Source organism: Vibrio sp. 2-Bac 85, from assembly GCF_037546705.1.
In the GTDB taxonomy this organism is placed as follows: Bacteria; Pseudomonadota; Gammaproteobacteria; order Enterobacterales; family Psychromonadaceae; genus Psychromonas.
On record NZ_JALAAB010000004.1, the window covers coordinates 239037 to 261514 of the forward strand.

The window sequence follows — 22478 nt, forward strand, 5'->3', positions numbered from 1 at the left end:
GATCATTGTTGTTGCTTAAAATTCACCGTTTGTGCGTTATAAGTTTTACAAAGGGGACAAGCTGTTTGACGTAATTTCTATATTAAATTAATGGATTTTTCTTTGTTAATAATTGTCCATCCACTTAATGAAATTGATATAAACACAGATAGGAACTAATAGTAACTATAAAAAAGCACCAATTATTTGAATAATTAGTGCTTTTTAGCTAAAGTTTCTTCGCTAATTAATGCTTGGGCAATTTAAGTGTACTTAAATTAGTTAGTATTAGAAACTTGAAGTATCAACAAATAAACCTACTTTTAGGTCTTCTGCTGTATAGATAACTTTTCCATCTACTTCTACAACACCGTCAGCAATACCCATTACAAGTTTACGCATAATTAAACGTTTCATTGTGATGCGGTAGGTTACTTTCTTCGAGGTAGGTAATACTTGGCCTGTGAATTTTACATTGCCTACACCTAATGCACGTCCTTTACCCGGACCTCCGCTCCAACCTAAGAAGAAGCCAACTAGTTGCCACATTGCATCAAGTCCTAAACAGCCAGGCATAACAGGGTCATTAGGGAAGTGACATTGAAAAAACCATAAAGCTTTATCAATATCTAATTCAGCAATTAATTCACCTTTACCATGCTCTCCACCATCGGAAGTAATAGAAATAATGCGATCCAGCATGAGCATGTTATCAACAGGTAGTTGACAGTTGCCTTCACCAAATAGCTCACCTTGACCACATTTAATAAGTTCTTCTTTGTTGTAAGAGTTTTTACCCAACTCTTTTTGGGATACGATTTTAGTCATAATCACTTTTCTTAAGATAATTGATAAGGTGAGGTATTAAAGAGGAAATTAACTTAATACCACGAAATAATGAGCGCCATACTGTATATGAGCTAGTAAAAACAATCAAGAATAATCAAAGTCCTTGATTGTATTTTGTTTTTTATTCTACTAATGGAAGATAGAGTCTTTTAGCCGAGAAAACAAGCCAGCTGATGTTTCTTCCATCTCTTCTTTAGCAGTGATCTCAATTCTTGTATTAATTGCTTTAATTACTTGCTCAAAGGATTTTCCTAATAATAAAGGAAAAGCCTGATGGCAATGTGAAACTGAATGAATATTTATTTTACCTGATTCCACTAATGCTAAAGTATTTAAATTAAGTGTTAAATTTATTTGGTTGGCCTTTGGCATTACGATTGAAATAGGATCATCTAACAAACCCAATTCAAATAAACGCGCAACAGCTTCTATTTTTTGATTAATACCACCAATGGCGAGTACGTTACCATGTTGGTCTAATGACCCTGTTACAAAGATATTTTGCTTCACTGGAAATTGTGCATAGCAGGAACTAACAGCTAGTAATATAGCTAATGAAGCGCTATCTCCATCACTTTCTTGATAAGATTGTTCAAAAACTAAATTACAAGAATATGGGAATGCACTGATATGGCTAAAGAAATGATTTAAATAACCCTGTACGATCAAGGTACTTTTTGCATGGATATTACCCGCAAGTTCAACTTTACGTTCAACATCTATAATTTCTCCATCGCCAATCATATCACTGGCAGAGATTCTAAATACTTCACCAAATTCACAGGGATAACCTAATAGCTCAACAACTGCTAAGCCATTAATTTGTCCAATGTTTTCTCCCGACAACTGCAAGTTTACTTGTCCTTCAAGTAAGGATTGTTCACTGTACTTCCTAGCTAAAGACTGGGCTTGATCTATCTCTTCGAAATAAGCAATCAAATCAAGTTTAGTAATTTGTTTATTGTCAGTGAACAGGTTTGCATATTGCAATACTTGTTTGAATAATTCAGGTGAAAATAGCAATTGTTTTTGATGTTCACATTGAATCGAAAAAAAGTTTAATAACGTCGCTAACGCTTCATCCTGTAGTGATTTCAAACCTAATTGCTGTGTTAAATTATGACAATAACTAACAATCGCATTGACAGATTTTTGAGACACTGGTACTTGGTTTGCTAATTCACAAAATAATGAAGACACTTGTGTATATTCAGGATCGATTTGAATTAGCTCTTCAAGCTGCAACCGACTGGCGACTAAAATGATTTTGGTCGTAATAAGCTGAGTTGATAAATCAGGTAATACTTGTTTTATTCTTTCAGCATTAACGGCATCACTCGCAAGTAAATGTTGACGTTGTAATACCGACTTAAGTTTGAACCATAGGCCAGGGTCAACTAATAAAGGACTAATGTTAAGAACTAGTAACCCTCCATTAGATTTTTTCAACTGTCCATCAGCAAAATTTAACTCGCCATCATTCATTAATGATATGCGTCCAAATAATGTCTCTTGATTAAAACTTAAAAGATACTGAGTAGGGTATGTATTAGGGATCACCTGTTTAAGCAGTTGCTCTGCACTTAACCAGTGACGACTATTAATTAATAACAGTGGTGTAGGCAACTTTAAATAGTGCGAAACGATAGAAACAGCGTCGGGAAAGAGCTCTGCTAATTCATCCTTTTCAATTTCTTTATACTGTTTAAGGTAGGCTTCAAAATGTGTTGTACATTGCTGTGCCGTCAGTGGAGATATTTGCTCACTAATCTGATCATTCTTGCTAGAGGCATTGCTTGAAGTTAAAGGCGAAATAGTTTTGGTCAAAATGTATGCTCTAGTTAACGTTAAAGGAGGGCAATTTATCACATCCCTCCTAATAAAGTTAACAATAAAATGTGCTTATAGTTTAAAACCCTTTACCTTTTGTTGTTGGTATTTAGTTTCACAACTATCACAACGCTGTTTGGTTGGACATTCAAGGAGGGCATCAATGTCTAATTCTGTTTCGCAATCAGAACATAAACCATATAACCCTAATTCCATACCTTGCAGGGCTGCATCTATGCTTTTTATTTGTTTTTTGTAGAGGTTAAGTGAATGACTTTCGCTGTGTACTAAGCTATCTATCAAAGTATCTGCATTCATATTATCTACCTGTGGAACTAAGTCATTAAGGTATGACTTTGATGAAGTAGCTAATCTTGCTTTCACTTTCTCTTTTAACACCGCAAACTCAGACAATAGGTGCTGCTGTAAAATATGTTGCTGCTCAGTTGTAATTTCTTGCATAGCAATTGCCTTACTCATTATTATGTACCCTTATAATAAGTAAGATTATTTAAAAGTTATTGATTTATATCAAATTGAACATCTTTTTTAGTACTATTTTTTGACATATTAACTAATCAATATGAAGTGAAATGTATCTGCTTAAGAGGCATACAATTTTAGATCATGTCTATTTTGATTTTTAGGCTCATTTTAAATAACAGCTAAAGTGCTGTGACTACCATTTTTTCCTTTCAGCAAATAAAGCATCTAAATCATTTTTATTTTCGGATTCTTTCTTCTGTATTGCTTGTAACTCTTCATTGCTCGTTTTAACTAAATGGGATCGTATTTCTTCTGCATATTGTTTCAATTGTTGTTCTTTATTTTGCAGATAATTATCTTTGGTAGGCACAGAATCAATGGCTTTTAATACTCTGTTTATCATTTGATTCGCACTGCCAAATTGCTGTGCAGCTTTAGATTCGTTAATACGTTTAATGCTATTTTCTAAGTTTATTTTTAGCTGCATCATCTCAATTTGTTGTGCTTCTGCAACAAATATATCAGTACTGATTTTACCTTTTGCATGCTCTGAGCGTAGCACAGCACGTATCTTTTTAGTGACTTGCAATAACGCCAGCGCTTCTTTGTTATCTTCTGGTGTTCTAAAGCTATTACTATCGGGTGTAGTATAGTTTTCTCTAATTTGTTTAATTTGCGAATCAGTATTAGTGAGGTGCTCTCTAATAGCAGGGGTGCTAGGAAACAGATTTACCATTGTTAATAGCGCATTTCTAATTCTATTTTGCATTATTAATAGCAATGATTTAGTGAATGGAATTTTGGTTGCGTTTAATAGGAGTTCGTCGACCTCAGTAATGATCGCCCGTTGCTTACTCATAGTAATACGTTTTTCAGCTTCAGCTTTTTGTTTATATTGTTCAATTATGTTGTAACCAATTAAAACAAAAAGCAATAAAGCAATCAGACCAAAAATTATTGTATATAACATAGAAACTCTTAAATAAAAAATGCGTTGAAAGGCAGAGTATAGAACATTACCACCCCATCATGGGGATTATCTTATTAAGGTATATGTAAGGTAAATATACTGCCGCGATTGTTAGGTTTATTTTCAAGTGAAATATAACCTTTATGTTGATTTGTTATATGCTGTTCTGCTATTTTTTTTGCAAATAAAAGCCCTAAACCACTGCGACCCTTATTGGCATTAAATGAATTTGATGTCCCATGATTGACATCCAACATATGCTGCGGATAGCCATCACCATCATCCTCGACCTTAAAAACGAGATATGGTGGCGTTTGAACAACGGTTATAGCAACTAAACTTTTAGTATGACGTAACGCATTAATGAAAATGTCTGAGAGCAGATATTTTATTAAATCTAAATCAAAATAAGCGAATAAATCTTTATCTATATTAAGCGATACATCGATATGACGACTTTGAAAGTAGAGTCGATGACGCTCAACAATATCATTCATTAGATCATTAACTGAATTCTCTTCAATAAAAATAGGTAATTGTTTTTTTTCATCCCTGTATAAGGCTAATAACTGCATTAAAGTACCGTTAACACGAGAGGTTTGATAATGTAAATCAGCAACAGTTTGATGTTGATGTGCAGTCAAATTATCTGCTAGATCTAAATCTTCTATTGACTGCATTAACATAAATAGTGAATTTTTCATGTCATGGATGCTAGTCGCTAATATTGTGCTGAAATCTAACTGATCATTATTATCCATAGACATACCTCACGTTACATTATTAATTAGAACTATTTTTACAGAACTAGGGCCGTAAAAGCTGACTAATATTTGGATCTTTATACTAACGGTTATAAATAACAAAACGAAACAGCGAATTCAATATTTAGTGTAAATATATGGTGGTATGCAAAATAGGAAAGTATAACTTTGTAAATATTAGAACTCTGATAGAATTAAATGGAATAAGCCCTAATTTTAATTCATTGAATGATAAGCTGATAACATTATGAAATTACAACAATTACGTTACATTGTCGAAGTATTGAATCACAACTTAAATGTATCAGCGACTGCTGAGAACCTTTTTACCTCTCAACCAGGTATCAGTAAGCAAGTACGTATGTTGGAAGATGAACTTGGCATTCAGATATTTGAGCGAAGTGGTAAGCATCTCACTAAAGTCACTCCGGCAGGAAAAGAAATAATTCGCTATTCTACTGAAATATTAGGCAAAGTTGAGAGTATTAAAGCGGTGGCTAATCAATATACTATGCCAGATCAGGGAACCTTGAATATTGCTACTACGCATACTCAAGCTCGTTATGCGTTACCAGATGTTATTAAAGGTTTTATCAAGCGTTATCCAAAAGTTTCATTGCACATGCATCAAGGCACGCCGACACAGATCAGTGAGTCTGTAGTTAAGGGTAAAACAGATTTTGCAATCGCAACGGAAGCACTACATTTGTATCAAGATTTGATTATGTTGCCTTGTTATCATTGGAATCGTTCTGTAATTGTCCCCAAAGACCATCCTTTAGCTAATATCAAACATTTAACTATTGACGACATTGCAAAACATCCTATCGTTACTTATATATTCGGTTTCACAGGGCGTTCAGAATTAGATGAAGCCTTTAATGCAGCAGGTTATAAACCAGATGTAGTCTTTACCGCAACAGATGCAGATGTGATTAAAACCTATGTCCGTTTAGGTCTCGGCGTTGGCGTGATCGCGACTATGGCGATTAATGAGGATGATGATTTTTGTGTGTTGGACGCAAGCCACATCTTTAAATCTAGCCTGACTAGTATCGGATTTAGGAAAGGGTCGTTCCTGCGTGATTATATGTATGATTTTATGGTTCGATTCGCACCACACCTAACTAGACCTTTAGTTGAAAAAGCTATCCAACTTAAATATACCGCAGAAGTAAATAAGTTATTTGAAGATATCGAGTTACCCACTCGTTAGTTTCGCAATATTATTTAGCAGTACAGTATTAACTAATAAAAGCCCATGATGGGCTTTTATTATATTTTGTAGCAATTATATTCAGTAAGTTATTTTAACAAGCAAAAAAATAGGTTAATTAGTGTGATTGCTATTAAACCCTCTGTAACTAGATAAATTAGTGATTGAGTTTGGCTAGCACGGGAAGAATTTTACTGACCTTATCGAAACACTCTTTATATTCACTTTCAACATTTGAATCTGCAACAATACCTCCGCCTGCCCAGCAATATATCTGTTGGTTCTTACACACTAAAGTTCGAATAGTAATACTGCTGTCCATATCGCCATTACCATTAATATACGCAATGCTGCCACAGTAAATTTCACGTTGAAATTTTTCTAGTTCACAAATGATTTCCATCGATCTTATTTTAGGCGCTCCAGTAATAGAACCGCCTGGAAAACATGCTCGTAGTAAATCTTCGCAACGATATTGAGCATCTAATTGACCTGTGACGGTGCTCACCAAATGATGCACGGCGGGAAAACTCTCAATATCAAATAATTTAGGCACAGAAACACTACCTGACTTACAAACTCGACCTATATCATTACGTAATAGATCCACAATCATTAGGTTCTCCGCCTGGTCTTTTTCAGAATTCAACAATCGTTGCTTGTTAATTGAATCCTGCTCAGGGTCTAAATGCCGTGGGGTTGTTCCCTTAATGGGTTTGGTTTGAACTTGTTTACCTGATAGTAATAAAAAACGTTCAGGGGATAAGGATATAATGACTTGTTCAGGTAAACGAATGAAGGCTGCAAAAGGGGCCTGATTTTCCAGTAACAAAGCCTGATAGGCCTGATATTCATCACCTTGATAAGGTGCTTGAAATCGTTGAGCTAAATTAACTTGGTAGCAATCTCCACTTAAAATATAATCTTGTATTTTATTAAATGAAGCTCTGTATTCAGGCTCTGTATAGTTAGACTGCCAAGATTCTTTTAAATTGAAAGTGCTAGCCGAGCTCAAAACACCTGATTTTTCTCCTGCAAGCAGTTCAAGCCAATGATATCGAGATTGCCAAAGATTTTTGACCGTTTTATTTTGATTGGTTGTCCGTTGCTGAACTAAAAAATATTGTTGCTGTTTAAGGTTATATAAAATTGCCCAGTCATAAAAACCACAATGAAATGGGCCTAAGTTCAACCCTGAATTTTGTTGTTGTTTATGCAGTGACTCAAACACTTCACCCATCTCGTAATGATAAGCGGAGATTACGCCCCCTGTGAATGGATAATCGGATTGGACATCATGGTGAAATAATTGTTCACGCATCTTTTTTTGTGCAGTTAAAGGATCTTTTCCCATATTGCTTGTTGTATCAGCAAGTCGGTCATGAAAAATCGCATCACTCTCTAAAGAGGTGAGTGTGGCAATTGGATCTGCTGTGAAAATAGACCAATTACTATCAACATGTTCAGGGCTAGCAGATTCCAAAAACATAGACCAGTTTAAGCAAGAAAGTTGTTGCTTAATGAGAGTGATTATCTTTTCAGAAAGAAATAGAGGTTTTATGAGTGTATTAGTTGATATATAAGTCATTTTTTCGTATTTAGGCAACATTCTTATAACAAAAAGTTAGGCGGATAAGGCCAATAATATTACCATTGTTTTATTGAAAACGGTTTACTATTTATTGGGAGCGACTGATGACAGTCATTAAAGAGCAAGATTTTATTAACAGCGTTAAAAATTCACTGCAATTTATTTCATATTACCACCCATTGGATTTTATCCAAGCCATGGATAAAGCTTATCAAGCAGAACAAAATCCGGCGGCTAAAGATGCAATAGCACAAATACTTATCAACTCTCGCATGTCAGCTGAAGGAAAACGTCCGATTTGTCAGGATACGGGGATTGTAACCGTGTTTGTTAAAATTGGCATGAAAGTATCCTTTGACACTGAGTTAACTGTACAAGAGTTGGTAGATGAAGGTGTAAGACAAGCCTACAACGACCAAAGCAACCCGTTACGTGCTTCGATTGTCGCAGACCCTGCTGGTGCAAGAAAAAATACTAAAGACAACACACCTTCTGTTGTGCATGTTGAAATGGTCAAAGGAAATAAGGTAGAAGTCATGGTTGCAGCTAAAGGCGGCGGCTCTGAAAATAAATCTAAGATGGCAATGCTGAATCCATCTGATTCTATTGAAGACTGGATCGAAAAAACAGTTCCCAGCATGGGGGCAGGTTGGTGCCCACCGGGTATGTTAGGCATAGGCATTGGTGGTACTGCAGAAAAAGCAGCGGTTATGGCAAAAGAGTCATTAATGGAACCAGTGGATATTTTTGAGTTACAGGCTAAGGCAAAAGCTGACCCTGAATCTTTAGATACCGATGAAAAGTTACGGTTAGAAATTTTCAAAAGAGTAAATAATCTTGGTATTGGTGCACAAGGGTTAGGCGGTTTAACTACAGTACTTGATATTAAAATTAAAAGTTGTCCAACTCATGCGGCTTCAAAACCTGTGGTTATGATCCCTAACTGTGCAGCCACAAGACACGCACATTTCACTTTGGATGGTTCAGGAGAAGCAACATTAACACCACCATCGTTGGATCAATGGCCAGAAATTACGCGAGAAGTTGGCGAAAATGTTAAACGCGTTAACGTTAATGGTCTATCTAAAGAAGATATGAGCCAGTGGAAGAGTGGAGATACATTATTGCTGTCAGGTAAAATCTTAACTGGTCGTGATGCTGCACATAAACGTATTCAAGAATTGATCACCAGTGGTAAAGGCTTACCAGAGGGGGTTGATTTTAAAGGTCGCTTTATTTATTACGTAGGGCCTGTTGATGCAGTACGTGATGAAGTGGTCGGTCCTGCTGGTCCAACTACCGCTACTCGAATGGATAAGTTTACTGACTTTATGTTGGAAGAAACGGGCTTACTAGGCATGATTGGTAAATCTGAACGTGGTCAACAAACGGTGGACTCAATTGCTAAGCATAAATCTGTTTATTTGATGGCCGTGGGCGGTGCAGCTTACCTAGTGGCTAAAGCAATTAAAAAATCTCGTGTTGTTGCTTTTGATGACTTAGGTATGGAGGCTATCTATGAATTTGATGTTGAAGATATGCCTGTAACTGTTGCTGTTGATAGTCAAGGAAATAACGTACATGAGCAAGGCCCTGCTATTTGGAAAGCGAAAATTGCCGAAATAGACAGCAAAATGTCAGAATAGTCATTAAATTGATTGATTGAAAAAGTAGTAATGGTATAAAAGCATCAACGTATAGATTTTATCATTACTAATAAAGGAATAAGTATGTTTGAACAAGTAAGTATGGCGCCTGCAGATCCTATTTTAGGCTTAACAGATGCATTCAAAAAAGACGAACGCGATCATAAAATCAATCTAGGTGTTGGTATTTATAAAAATGAAATGGGTCAAACCCCAATTCTAGCGACAGTAAAAGAAGCTGAAAAACGTCTACTTGCTGAAGAAACCACCAAAAGCTACTTAACCATTGAAGGAATAGCAGCTTATGGTGAGGCTGTTCAGACACTATTATTTGGTCAAGGCGCTGAAATAATATCTTCTAAACGTGCTCGTACTGCACAGGTTCCTGGTGGTACTGGCGCGTTACGTACCGGTGCTGATTTTGCTGTAAGCAAATTAGGTATTAAAAAGATTTGGGTAAGTAATCCAACATGGGCAAATCACGGCAACGTGTTTAAAACTGCTGGATTAGAAGTTGTTACTTATGATTATTACGATCCGGAAACAAAAGATTTAGACTTTGATGCCATGATTGCTTCATTGCAATCTGTTGAACCCGGCGAGTTGGTATTATTCCATGGCTGTTGTCATAATCCTACGGGTATTGATCCAACACCAAAGCAGTGGGATATCCTTGCTAAATTAATCGCTGAGCTAGGTGCTATTCCATTCTTTGATTTTGCTTATCAAGGTTTTGGTAATGGCGTTGAAGAAGATGCACAGGGGTTACGTAAATTTGCACAATATAATAAAGAACTTTTGATTGCTAATTCATTCTCTAAAAACTTCGGTTTATATAATGAACGTGTTGGCGGTATAACACTGGTAGCAGAAGACAGTGAAATAGCAGAAGCTGCATTTAGCCAGGTTAAATCAGGTATACGCTCTAACTACTCAAACCCACCTTGTCACGGTGCGGCTATTGTGACAACAATTTTGAACGACAAAGAATTGTATAAACAATGGGTACAAGAAGTTGCTGATATGCGTAACCGTATTCAAGAAATGCGCGATTTATTTGTAGCAACACTTAAAGAGAAAGGTGTCCCTGGTGACTTTAGTTTCATTAGTCGCCAATTAGGTATGTTTTCTTTCTCTGGTTTGAGTGTTGAGCAAGTTAATCAACTTAAAGAAGAGTTTGCAGTTTACATTGTTGGTTCTGGCCGTATTTCAGTAGCCGGTATGACTAAAAATAACATGCAACCATTGTGTGATGCATTAGCAAAAGTTATCTAATTAATAACGATTTATTGATGTGATTCAACAATAAAGCTAGATTCAAAAGCGAGTTTAATTAGGGCTGTCGTCACATAACAGTTAACTAATAACTCGCTTTTTACAATCAGCACTATTGAGCATCTATTTATTTCATTGTTACAGTGATCTTTTGGCTGTCATGTATACCTTTTTGTATTTTTTCTGTTGGTTTATTAATCATCAATAGAATCGATCACTAGAAGATAAAAAGCAGCACATTATTGCAATCAAAATATTGTTTTTATTCTCTTTATCTAGCTACACGAGACAAAGAGAATATGACATAATAGAGATCTATGAGTAAAAAAATAAATCAAAGTCTTTCATTTTTAACAAAATTGAAAAAGCTGCCAATATCTGCAGACGAAGTAAAATGCTTATTAACTACCACTGCATTTAAAACTGAGTTATTTAATCAAATTAATACAGCCACCAAACGGATCTATATCGCAGCTCTATATTTAGAAGCAGACGAAGCTGGTGCTGAAGTATTGAATGCATTATATGCGGCAAAAATACGCCATCCAGAAATGGATATCACTGTTTGTATCGATTTTCATCGTGCACAACGAGGTTTGATTGGTTCTGTAAAGGGCGGAGAAACAAATACAACCTGGTATCAGCAGATTGCTAGTCTAAAAGGTCGCGGTGTTAAAATTATTGGCCTACCAGTAAAAAGAAAAGAATTATTTGGCGTCCAACACTTAAAAGGTTTTATTTTTGATGATATGGTTTTTTATAGTGGAGCCAGTATTAATAATATCTACCTTCATCAACAACAACGCTACCGATTTGATCGTTATTGGTTGATTAAGGATCATGCTCTCGCTGATTCGATGGTGGATTACCTACAGCAAGTCATCATTAACAGTGAAGCCGTGGTTGAATTAAATGCGCCTAGTGTTCCAAAATTTAATGATTTTAAGAAACAACATAAAAATTTAAGTCGTAATTTAAAGTTAGCAGGGTACCGTTTCGACCCAGTTTACACTGATGGTTTAGCTATCCGACCGTTAACAGGGATCGGCACCAATAAAAATTTGTTAAACAAAGTTATTCGAGCCATTTTTCATTCTACAGAGAAAGAGTTAGTGCTATTCACACCCTACTTTAATCTACCCACTGCTTTGTCACGTGATATAACTGCATTATTAAAACGCAAAGTAAATATTACTATCGTTGTTGGTGATAAAACTGCGAATGATTTCTATATCCCTGAAGATAAACCATTTAAAACAATTGGTGCTTTACCTTTTTTATATGAAGTGAATTTAAGAAACTTTGCAAAAAAACATCATACTTCTATTTTACAAGGGCATCTTAATTTGCATTTATGGAAGCATGATAGTAATAGTTTTCATTTAAAAGGTATTTATTCTGATCATAGGTTTTCATTATTGACTGGGCATAATCTTAACCCTCGTGCTTGGCGCTTAGACCTAGAAAATGGACTGTTAGTGGATGATCCAAATCAACAGTTAGCAGGGCAAATGAATGAGGAGTTGAGTAATATTCTTGAACATACTCGACAAATTGGTAGTTATAAAGGTATTGATGATATTGATACTTACCCTGATAAAGTTAAACAACTTATCTCTCGATTAAGAAGATTAAAAGCAGATAAGATAATCAAAGGTATCATTTAAGATATTTCCTAATCAAACGTTGTCGTTTAAGCTAACAGTGATGACGTTTTAATTTTTGCTCCCCTAAATCATTAAACTGAGTGAAATAGTTAAACTGAATATAATAATTAGATAGTTCGCTGACTGTTCCAATTCTAATTATTAGCCGTATTCCCTCCATTTTACTAGGACACACTGGCAGTATTGTTATTTTCATAACAAGTCAATACTCATAAAATTAATCCATATTCCCCAAAAATCATTGCTACCTTAATTATTTATTCACAACACAAATTCATAGTGAGTGGTTTGATCCTGCTAATGCTCATATTTTGTGCTTCTAATTTAATAAAAATACTTATTTTTCAATAAACTGCTGACTATTTAATCGTTTGAACATAAAACTGTTATTTATCTATTGAATTATCAATTGGCTTACGTATAATTCCTCGCATCAAGTGTTAAGACTTGATGCAGTGACAATGGTAGGCCTCTTGGTTTCTCGCATTGATAACTTATTAACCTGGTCAGAGCCGGAAGGCAGCAGCCATAGTAGGTGATTCAAGTGCCGAGAGTTTGCTGGGAGGTCTACCACCCACATCACTCCAATCGCACATTAGAATTCAGTTAATTGAACTCATTTAGTTAAATCCATATAATAATACACTCCTTACTCAACTTTAGTCTCTTAAGGTCTAATTATGACCCAATATAATTCTCGATTTGATACATCCCTTAAAGCACAACATTTTCTACCAAAATATTGGGGAACATGGATTTTGTTAGGCCTACTATTCATAGCTAGCTTTATTCCGACTGGTATTAGAGATAAATTTGCAGCATGGTTGGCAGATCGCTTTTATAACGCAAAATTTCTCAATAAACGTAAAAAGATAGCTTTTATAAATATTGGTTTATGTTTTCCAGAATACAGTGAACTTGAAAAAGATTTGTTGATGCGTGAAAATTTACGTTCAGTTGCACAAATTACACTTGCCTTAGGTGAAATTGCATTTCGTAGTCCAACATTTCTAAAAAAACGTGTTAACTTTATTGGCGAACATTATGTTAAAGAAGCGGAAGAAGCAGGGCAAGCGATCATCTTTTTAGCGCCGCATTGTTATGGCATTGATTTTGCGGGTGTCGCCGCTATTTCTGCGCGTGGTTATCCTCTATCAAGCATGTTTAATGATTACAAAAACCCTATTTTTGATTGGTTTGTTACAAATTATAGAACCCGTTTTAGCCGTCTTAATGATAAAGGCACCTTGTATCATCGTAGTGAAGGTTTGAAACCTTGTATTAAAAGTTTACGTGATAAAGCACATTTCTACTATTTGCCTGATGAAGATCATGGTCGAGATAGCAGTCTTTTTGCGCCATTTTTTGCTACACAAAAAGCAACCTTACCAGTTATCGGTCGATTAGCGAAACTAGGGCGTGCTATCGTGATCCCTACCTATACGTCTTATAACGCCAAAACGGGTAAAGTAGATGTGATCTGTCATGCTCCATTAACTGACATTCCAAGTGGTGACGAGCAAAAGGATACTGACTTAATGAATGCTGCCATTGAACGTGTTGTTGATGAAAATAGGGCGCAGTACATGTGGACTTTAAAACTATTTAAAACAAGGCCTGAAGTTGGCCTGAAAATTTATAAGCAAGGATAATGCGAGGAGAAAGTAATGCCAGTTTTTTTCTTTAAAATTTTATAAAATTCTACATGTTTAAAAACTATTTCACATGTTTTAAAAAATGAAAGACAGCTTGCTGTCTTTCATTGTTAGCCTATCTAAGATAATCAAAAACGCTATAAAACCAATCTTATTGGGCGTTAAAGCGTTGTCCAGTGACTTCAATACTTTCATCACCTAACAAATATAAATAAACATCTAATATTTGTTCTGGTGTTTTTAATAAACTCACATCTTCAGCGGGATAAGCACTTGCTCGCATCGCGGTTTTTGTTGCACCTGGATTAATCGCATTGAAGCGTAAGGTGCTATTCTCGTACTCATCAGCGATAACTTGCATCATGCCTTCAGTTGCGAATTTAGACACGCTATAAGGGCCCCAGTAGGCTCTTCCTTTGAGTCCAACACTTGATGTCGTAAAAATAGTACTCGCGTGTGGAGCTTTTGCCAATACAGGTATCAGATACTTGGTCATCAAAAATGCAGCATTAACATTGGTTTGCATTACTTCATCCCACATTTTACTTTCAACTTGCGTAAATGGACTTAATACACCTAGTTGACTGGCATTATGAACAAGTGCATCAAGTTTTCCATATTCACGTAATACCGTATCGGCAAGATCTCGATAGTGTTCTTCTGAAGCTCCATTTAAATCCACAGGTAAAATAGCTGCCGATTGTTTATTTAATGCTTCAATTTGGTCATAAACAGCTTCTAATTTGCTTACTGTTTTACCTAAAAGGATAACGTTAGCACCTAGTTCTGCACATTTGATGGCTAAGGTTTTACCTATACCTGCACCTGCACCGGTGATCAGGATAGTTTTATTTTCTAATAAATTATCAGGCGCTATATAGTCCATTTATTGTTCTCTTGTTGTTAAAAAAAACAATATGATAGCTTTTTTTAAAAAAAACTCACAATCTCTTTTGTAGGTTGAGACATTTTTTGTCATTATGAGCACAATTAATTTATAAAGAGGATTTATTTTGGATTATTTAATGCAGTATGGGCTATTTTTAGCCAAAGCCGTGACCTTTGTGATCACAATAGTGGCTGTTTTGATTGCTATTATTGCTTTAACTAGCAAGCAAAAAGCAAAGAAAGGTGAGTTGGAAATTACCGATTTATCAGAGCAAATTAATGACACTAAAACATCAATAAGCGAGCAGTTATTAACACCCGCTCAATTAAAAGCAAAACATAAAGAAGACAAAAAAACGCATAAAGCTGAGCAAAAAGAACAAAAGGCATTAGCAAAATCAGAGACCAAAATAACCATTAAACCTCAACTTTATGTACTTGATTTTAAAGGTAGTATCGATGCAAAAGAAGTGGCGTCATTGCGAGAGGAAATCACCGCTATTGTGAGTGTTGCCTCAGAACAAGATGAAGTCTTTGTACGACTTGAAAGTGGTGGTGGTATGGTTCATGGTTATGGACTAGCTGCTTCACAATTACAACGTTTAAAAGACAAAAATATTCCATTAACCATTGCTGTAGATAAAGTCGCAGCAAGTGGTGGATATATGATGGCATGTGTAGCAGATAAAGTGATTGCGGCGCCTTTTTCTATCATCGGTTCAATTGGAGTGATTGCACAAATTCCAAATTTTAATAAGTTACTTAAAAAACATGATGTTGAATTTGAACAATTAACGGCAGGACAATACAAACGTACGTTAACTATGTTTGGTGAGAACGATGATCTTGGTCGTGAAAAATTTAAACAAGAGCTTGAAGAAACACACCAATTATTTAAACTCTTTGTAAGTGAGCATCGCCCGCAATTAAACATTGATAAAATTGCAACGGGTGAACATTGGTATGGCACTCAGGCATTGGATTTAGAGTTAGTCGATAAGATTCAAACCAGTGATGATTATTTACTCGAACAGCTCGAATCTAAACATATTGTGCAAGTACAATACAAAAAAAGTAAAAAATTAGCTGAAAAGATAGGTAAGAGTGTCGCAACCTCTGTAGAATCCAGCTTATTACAAATTATGCATACTAATATTTCTAGATTGTTTAAATAGCTCACCTTGAAATAATTGCAAAAGCCGACTATGAACCAGTCGGCTTTTATTTTTATTGTACAAAATGAAAGAAATAGGTTGCTATTCGTTAAAAGTTTGGATTATATAAAAAGAGAAATTCAGTGGACATGTTTACATTCCGTCTAAGACAAGACTATTTAGGTATCAAAGCAATATGAGCAAATCTCTAGTTATCGTAGAATCACCTGCCAAAGCAAAAACAATCAATAAATATCTTGGTAAAGATTTTATTGTTAAATCAAGTGTTGGTCACGTACGTGATTTACCAACAAGTGGCAGTGCCAAAAAATCAATCGATGCTAAAAAGAAAAAATCTTTAGCTGGCCTAACACCCGCGCAAAAAGCAAAAGAAACAGCGAAAAGAACGCAAGCTGCACTCGTTACGCGTATGGGCATTAACCCAAATAAAAACTGGGAAGCAAATTATGAGATTTTGCCTGGTAAAGAAAAAGTTGTCGATGAGTTACTCAAATTAGCTGCTGACGCTCCTACTATCTATCTCGCAACCGATTTGGATAGAGAGGGTGAAGCAATTGCATGGCACTTAAGAGAAATATTAGGTGGCGATGACAGTAAATATCAACGTGTTGTTTTTAATGAAATAACCGAATCTGCGATTCAAGAAGCTTTTAAGCATCCAACTGAACTAAATATTGATGGTGTTAATGCACAACAAACACGTCGCTTCTTAGACCGACTTGTTGGTTTTATGGTTTCCCCTTTACTTTGGAAAAAAGTAGCACGTGGTTTGTCTGCCGGACGCGTTCAGTCTGTTGCAGTAAAACTATTAGTTGAACGTGAACGTTTAATTAAGGCGTTTAATCCCGTTGAATTTTGGGATCTACATGCACAAACAGTTGCGCAAGATAAAACACAACTTCGCTTAGAAGTTTATAAACATAACGATAAAACATTTGCCCCAGTGACAGAACAAGAAACTGCAGTTGCTGTGGATGCCTTAAAAGAGGCAACCTTCACGTTACATGCACGTGAAGATAAACCAACTAAAAGTAAAGCAAGTGCACCTTTTATTACTTCTACACTGCAACAAGCAGCGAGTACACGTTTAGGTTTTGGTGTTAAAAAAACCATGATGTTAGCACAACGTCTGTATGAAGCGGGTTACATTACCTATATGCGTACTGACTCTACAAACTTGAGTAAAGATGCGGTTGCCTCTGCTCGTGATTTTATAGAAAAAGAGTTTGGTAGTAATTATTTACCGGAAGCGGCTGTTTCTTACAGCAGTAAAGCCGGAGCACAAGAAGCCCATGAAGCCATTCGTCCATCGGATGTATTACAACGTGCTGAGCTGATTGATGTAACCGATAAAGATGCAAAACGTTTATATGAATTAATTTGGCGTCAGTTCCTTGCATGTCAAATGTTACCTGCACTTTATGACTCTTCTACCTTGGTCATTGAAGCAGGTGATTACAAATTACGTGCAAAAGGCCGTACATTACGTTTTGCGGGTTGGACAAAAGCTCAACCTGTTACAAAAAGTAAAGCAGATGAAGTTAATTTACCAGACTTAAAAGTGGGTGAAGTATTAACATTAGTTGAGCTTGAGCCTTTACAACATTTTACTAAACCGCCAGCGCGTTTTTCTGAAGCGGCATTAGTAAAAGAGCTTGAAAAGCAAGGTATTGGTCGACCTTCAACTTATGCGAGCATTATTTCTACTATCCAAGATCGTGGTTATGTAAAAGTCGATAAACGCCGTTTCTTTGCGGTCAAAATGGGTGAAATTGTAACGGATCGCTTAACAGAAAATTTCACCGATTTAATGAGCTATGACTTTACTGCGGCAATGGAAGAAAAACTGGATGCTATTGCCGAAGGCAAAGCTGATTGGCATAAAGAGTTAGACCGTTTCTATAAAAACTTAACCACTCAACTTGATACTGCCGAGTTACCCGTAGAAGAAGGTGGCATGCGTCTTAATGATCCGGTGATCATTGATGATGTCGCATGTCCAACCTGTGGGCGTCCTATGGGTATTCGCACTGCAAGCACCGGTGTATTTTTAGGATGTTCAGGTTATGCATTACCACCCAAAGAGCGCTGTAAAACAACCATCAACTTAGTTGATGGTGAAGAAGTTGAAGATATTTTAAGTTCAGAAGATCTTGAAACTGCTGCATTAATGGCAAAACATCGTTGTCCTAAATGTGATACCGCGATGGATAGCTACTTAATTGATGAAACCCGTAAATTGCACGTTTGTGGTAATAATCCATTGTGTGATGGACATACGGTTGAAGTCGGTGAGTTCAAAATTAAAGGTTATGACGGCCCAGTTGTTGAGTGTGACAAATGTGGTTCTGATATGCAGCTTAAAGATGGTCGTTTTGGTAAATATATGGACTGTACTAATGAGGAATGTAAGAACACGCGTAAAATTCTACGTAGTGGTGAAGTTGCTCCTCCTAAAGAAGATGCTGTTCATTTGCCTGAATTAGAATGTGAACAAAGTGATGCTTACTTTATTTTACGTGATGGCGCTGCAGGTATCTTTTTAGCAGCGAGTACATTCCCTCGTTCGCGAGAAACACGTGCACCTAAAGTGGTTGAATTAGCAAAATTCCGCGATAGAATTTCTGAAAAGTTTTACTATTTAGCTGATGCGCCACAACAAGATCCCGATGGAAATTTAGCAATTGTTCGTTATAGCAGAAAAAATAAAGAACAATATGTAATGACCGAAATCGATAAAAAAGCAACAGGTTGGACTGCAAAATATATCGATAATAAATGGGTAGAAGAGATCCCTAAGAAGAAAGTGGCTAAAAAAGTGAAAGCTAAAAAGTAACTTTTCTTTGAATTAAAAATGGCAGCTTTCGCTGCCATTTTTATATCTGATGAATTTTATAACTAATTAAAAAGGTGACTGAGTATTTACTGCCTATTATTGCTTTTCCAGATATAGCGTTAGCTTAGTGCTTGTTTTTTCATCATCTAGTAAGAATGTTATTCGCTTCAGTATGCTTGCTTGTTTAATTTTTTAAACATTTGTATATACTAGCGTTTTTTAAAAGGGTGGTTTCAAATGCGCATTGCTTTAGGTATTGAATATGATGGTGCTAACTATTACGGTTGGCAAAGACAGAAAGAAGTTAATTCTGTACAAGAAGAACTTGAAAAAGCATTATCCAATATCGCCAATCACCCGATTAGTGTCAATTGTGCAGGTCGAACCGATGCAGGTGTTCACGGTACGGGGCAAGTCGTGCATTTTGATACCGATGCAGACCGCCAGATAGGTGCATGGACCTTAGGTGTTAATGCCAAATTGCCCGATGATATTGCAGTACGTTGGGTAAAAGAAGTTGATGACTCTTTCCATGCCCGCTTTAGCGCTACGGCGAGACGCTATCGCTATATTATTTATAACGGTGTTTATCGTCCTGGTATTTTAAGTAAAGGCTTAAGCCATTATCACTGTGATTTAGATGCTGAAAAAATGCATTTAGCCGGACAACAATTAGTTGGCGAACAAGATTTCACATCGTTCAGAGCGTTACATTGCCAAGCAAATAGCCCTGTACGTACCATTGAATATTTAAATGTAACAAGACGTAGTAACTTTATCGTTATTGATATTAAAGCAAATGCTTTTCTGCACCACATGGTGCGTAATATTGCGGGTAGTTTAATTGAAATTGGCCAAGGTAAGCAGCCCGTTGATTGGTTAAATACTTTACTCGATTACAAAGATCGTTCAAAAGCGGCTGCAACAGCAAAGCCCGGTGGTTTGTATCTTGTAGAAGTAGATTACCCAGAAAGATTTGAATTACCGAGACCTGCTTGTGGGCCTTTATTTCTAGATATTTAATGTGGCAATTTTATTATGACTAATAACACCATACAACCGGTTTTCAGTTCAGAAACATTAAGTGAATGGTTAACGCACTTAGAAAAATTACATCCAAATGCAATAGAATTAGGATTAACACGTATTACTGAAGTGGGTAAACGTCTTAACTTAATTCATTTCGATGCTAAAGTGATCACGGTTGCTGGTACCAACGGTAAAGGTACAACCTGTGCTTATTTAGAAAAAATATTAATTGATGCCGGTTTTAAAGTGGGTGTTTATAGTTCTCCACACATACATCGTTACAACGAACGATTACGTATTAATCTAAAAGAACTCGATGATAAAGCTCATTGTGAAGCTTTTGCCATTATTGAACAAGCTCGATTAGATATATCATTAAGTTACTTTGAGTATGCTACGTTAGCCTGTTTATACTTACTTCAACAGCAGCACTGTGACTATATTTTATTAGAAGTAGGATTAGGTGGTCGTCTAGACGCAACCAATATGGTTGAATCTGACTTGAGTGTAGTCACTACCATCGGTATCGACCATATTGATTGGCTTGGCAGTGATAGAGAAGTGATCGGTTTTGAAAAAGCCGGAGTATTTAGAGCACACAAACCTGCTATCTGTGGTGAGTTAGATGCTCCAGTGTCCATTTTAAAACATGCGGCTTCTATTTCAGCTGACCTTAAATTAGCCGGTAAAGATTTTAACTTTTTGGTTATTGATGATAAAAATTGGTCATGGCACGGGCAAAAAGAATTGTCTCCCATTAAACAAACATTGATGCCAATGCAAAATGCCTCGACTGCCTTAGCTGTGATAGAAGCGTTAGCGATAGACATTGCTCCTCAACAGCTCATTAAATCCGTTGAAATGGCATCGTTAGCAGGGCGTCTACAAGCATTATCGGGTTATCCTTGTGACTTCTATATTGATGTGGCACATAATCCGCAATCTGCACAATATCTAGCGACACAATTACAACGATTAAAAGCAGACAAAGGCGAAGATTGTAAAGTACATGCTGTCGTGGGCATGTTATCTGATAAAGATATGAGTGCTACGCTAGCAGAAACTAATTTATTTATTTCAGATTATAGTTTTGTTGATTTGAATTGTTTGAGAGGCGCATCTTCAGCATTACTTTTAGAAGCTTATCAACACAGTCAAAATTATAATAATGTTACTAGCAACATTGTTAGCAACACTACTAGCAACATTAATAACGACACTACTAGCAATATCAATAATAGGCATAATGTGACCTGTTATAAAAATGTACAGAGTGCTGTCGATCAAGTCGTCAAAAGTGCAGCAGCTTCTGATATAATTATTGTATTCGGTTCTTTTCATACCGTTTCTGATATTTTAACTAATTGGCAAGGGTAAAACGTGGCAACTCAGTTTAAAAACCGTTTAGTAGGCGTCACCATCTTAGTTGCCCTTGTGGTGATCTTTTTACCTTCATTGATTGATGGTAAAAAAACATCATACCAACAAGAGTTTGTTGCAACGCCTATCAAACCAGAATTACAACCTCATACTAAAACTTTCGCTGAGCCTGTGAGCATTAATGATCCTAAATTGGTTGTCGAACCCATCAAAGTCTCTCAATCTATTAAAACTGTTGAGCAAAAAAATTCTCCGTCAGTTAAAGAAAAAACCAACAATGCAGAATGGAAAGTAGAAGAAATTGCTGCTGTCTTAGAAACAGAAACAGCATCTACTAAGCAGACTGCGGCACCTACTAAACACAGTAATGCTGTTGCAAATTATGAAAAAGTGAACTTTACTGACCCTGCATGGACTATTCAACTCGGTGCATTTGAAAATAAAGCCAATATTAATGCCTTATTGAAAAAGCTTAATAAAGCTGGATTTAGGGCACATACCATTCCAAAAGTTGTGATGGACGGGCAATTAACCCGTGTATTTGTTGGTCCAGATGTTTCCAAAGAAAAGCTTGAAAGTCAATTGCCTAGATTAAAAAACTTGACCAGTTTAAACGGAAAATTAGTACCGTTTACACCGATTGAGCCTTAGTTTTTGAAGCCTTTCAAAAAAATCTCTGTTAGAATGCGCGCGTTTAATACTTACTACAAATTAGGGTTCTTATGAATTGGTTTGATATCGCCATTCTCGGTGTAATTGGTTTTTCTTCATTAATCAGCTTAGTTCGCGGTTTCACCAAAGAAGCCATCTCACTTGTTACTTGGTTTGCTGCATTTTTTGTTGCCAGCAATTTTTATCCTGAAGTTACACAATACTTAACTCAAATCAATGACGATAAACTACGTAATATTGCTGCTATTGGCATTCTATTTATTGCGGTTTTATTAATTGGCGCTTTAATTAATTACATCATTAATCGCCTTGTTGCTGTCACTGGGTTATCAGGAACAGACCGTTTGTTAGGTGTGATTTTTGGTGCAATACGTGGCATTTTAATTGTCAGTGCAGTGCTCTTTTTTATTGATTCCTTTACTTCATTCCATGACAGCACTTGGTGGAAAGAATCTACTTTAATCCCTGAGTTTGGGATTGTAATCGAATGGTTTTTTGAACATTTGGAAGGATCGTCAAGTTTTCTAAAAAACATTAAATCGACCACTATTTAGCGGTTGATTTAAATTA

The 22478-nt window shown here is 36.1% G+C and carries 18 protein-coding genes and 1 other RNA gene; 12 read left to right on the forward strand and 7 right to left on the reverse strand.

The annotated features are described in order from the left end of the window. Positions 1-267: 267 nt before the first annotated feature. The 5 genes from fabA to MT390_RS06760 form a co-directional block, all read right to left on the reverse strand. On the reverse strand, positions 268-807 hold the full coding sequence (fabA, locus tag MT390_RS06740) for a bifunctional 3-hydroxydecanoyl-ACP dehydratase/trans-2-decenoyl-ACP isomerase (protein WP_499440293.1): 540 nt from the start codon (positions 805-807) through the stop codon (positions 268-270). A gap of 150 nt (positions 808-957) precedes the next feature. After that, positions 958-2655: an AAA family ATPase gene (locus MT390_RS06745; RefSeq protein WP_499440294.1), complete on the reverse strand. Its 1698-nt coding sequence runs from the start codon at positions 2653-2655 to the stop codon at positions 958-960. Positions 2656-2730: 75 nt separating this feature from the next. After that, positions 2731-3138, reverse strand: a complete 408-nt coding sequence (locus MT390_RS06750; protein WP_299663405.1) for a molecular chaperone DnaK — start codon at positions 3136-3138, stop codon at positions 2731-2733. Between the two features lie 199 nt (positions 3139-3337). Continuing rightward, complete coding sequence (locus MT390_RS06755; RefSeq protein WP_166369367.1) at positions 3338-4114, reverse strand: DNA repair ATPase; 777 nt, start codon at positions 4112-4114, stop codon at positions 3338-3340. Positions 4115-4188: 74 nt separating this feature from the next. Further along, positions 4189-4875, reverse strand: a complete 687-nt coding sequence (locus MT390_RS06760; RefSeq protein ID WP_166369369.1) for a sensor histidine kinase — start codon at positions 4873-4875, stop codon at positions 4189-4191. A 250-nt stretch (positions 4876-5125) separates the two neighbouring features. Between MT390_RS06760 and cysB the strand changes: the two genes are divergently transcribed. Beyond that, a complete protein-coding gene (gene cysB / locus MT390_RS06765) occupies positions 5126-6094 on the forward strand; it encodes an HTH-type transcriptional regulator CysB (RefSeq protein ID WP_028870139.1) in 969 nt (322 codons plus the stop codon). 157 nt (positions 6095-6251) lie between these two features. On the opposite strand, the gene pabB is transcribed toward cysB, so the two are convergent. Then, a complete protein-coding gene (gene pabB / locus MT390_RS06770; RefSeq protein WP_499440296.1) occupies positions 6252-7682 on the reverse strand; it encodes an aminodeoxychorismate synthase component I in 1431 nt (476 codons plus the stop codon). 107 nt (positions 7683-7789) lie between these two features. Between pabB and MT390_RS06775 the strand changes: the two genes are divergently transcribed. The 5 genes from MT390_RS06775 to MT390_RS06795 all read left to right on the forward strand — a co-directional run bounded on the left by MT390_RS06775 (position 7790) and on the right by MT390_RS06795 (position 13925). Then, positions 7790-9331 (forward strand): fumarate hydratase, encoded by a 1542-nt coding sequence (locus MT390_RS06775; protein ID WP_166369373.1) that lies wholly within the window; start codon positions 7790-7792, stop codon positions 9329-9331. Between the two features lie 84 nt (positions 9332-9415). Beyond that, positions 9416-10606, forward strand: a complete 1191-nt coding sequence (locus MT390_RS06780) for an amino acid aminotransferase (RefSeq protein ID WP_499440297.1) — start codon at positions 9416-9418, stop codon at positions 10604-10606. 317 nt (positions 10607-10923) lie between these two features. Then, positions 10924-12273 (forward strand): CDP-diacylglycerol--serine O-phosphatidyltransferase, encoded by a 1350-nt coding sequence (gene pssA / locus MT390_RS06785; RefSeq protein WP_499440298.1) that lies wholly within the window; start codon positions 10924-10926, stop codon positions 12271-12273. A gap of 471 nt (positions 12274-12744) precedes the next feature. After that, positions 12745-12840: signal recognition particle sRNA small type (gene ffs, locus MT390_RS06790), an RNA gene on the forward strand. A 113-nt stretch (positions 12841-12953) separates the two neighbouring features. Next, positions 12954-13925, forward strand: a complete 972-nt coding sequence (locus tag MT390_RS06795) for an LpxL/LpxP family acyltransferase (RefSeq protein ID WP_499440299.1) — start codon at positions 12954-12956, stop codon at positions 13923-13925. 154 nt (positions 13926-14079) lie between these two features. Here MT390_RS06795 and MT390_RS06800 read toward each other — a convergent pair whose 3' ends face one another. Continuing rightward, complete coding sequence (locus MT390_RS06800) at positions 14080-14814, reverse strand: YciK family oxidoreductase (protein WP_499440300.1); 735 nt, start codon at positions 14812-14814, stop codon at positions 14080-14082. Between the two features lie 127 nt (positions 14815-14941). On the opposite strand from MT390_RS06800, the gene sohB reads away from it, so the two are divergent. The 6 genes from sohB (at position 14942) to MT390_RS06830 (ending at position 22462) form a co-directional block, all read left to right on the forward strand. Further along, entirely contained in the window at positions 14942-15991 is a 1050-nt protein-coding gene (gene sohB / locus MT390_RS06805; RefSeq protein ID WP_499440301.1) for a protease SohB, read from the forward strand. Between the two features lie 175 nt (positions 15992-16166). After that, positions 16167-18827, forward strand: a complete 2661-nt coding sequence (topA, locus tag MT390_RS06810) for a type I DNA topoisomerase (RefSeq protein WP_499440303.1) — start codon at positions 16167-16169, stop codon at positions 18825-18827. Positions 18828-19064: 237 nt separating this feature from the next. Continuing rightward, positions 19065-19850: a tRNA pseudouridine(38-40) synthase TruA gene (gene truA / locus MT390_RS06815; RefSeq protein ID WP_499440305.1), complete on the forward strand. Its 786-nt coding sequence runs from the start codon at positions 19065-19067 to the stop codon at positions 19848-19850. Positions 19851-19865: 15 nt separating this feature from the next. Beyond that, positions 19866-21233 (forward strand): bifunctional tetrahydrofolate synthase/dihydrofolate synthase, encoded by a 1368-nt coding sequence (gene folC, locus MT390_RS06820; protein ID WP_499440306.1) that lies wholly within the window; start codon positions 19866-19868, stop codon positions 21231-21233. 3 nt (positions 21234-21236) lie between these two features. After that, entirely contained in the window at positions 21237-21887 is a 651-nt protein-coding gene (locus tag MT390_RS06825; RefSeq protein ID WP_499440308.1) for an SPOR domain-containing protein, read from the forward strand. A gap of 71 nt (positions 21888-21958) precedes the next feature. Beyond that, on the forward strand, positions 21959-22462 hold the full coding sequence (locus MT390_RS06830) for a CvpA family protein (RefSeq protein ID WP_166369393.1): 504 nt from the start codon (positions 21959-21961) through the stop codon (positions 22460-22462). The last annotated feature ends 16 nt before the right edge of the window (positions 22463-22478 follow it).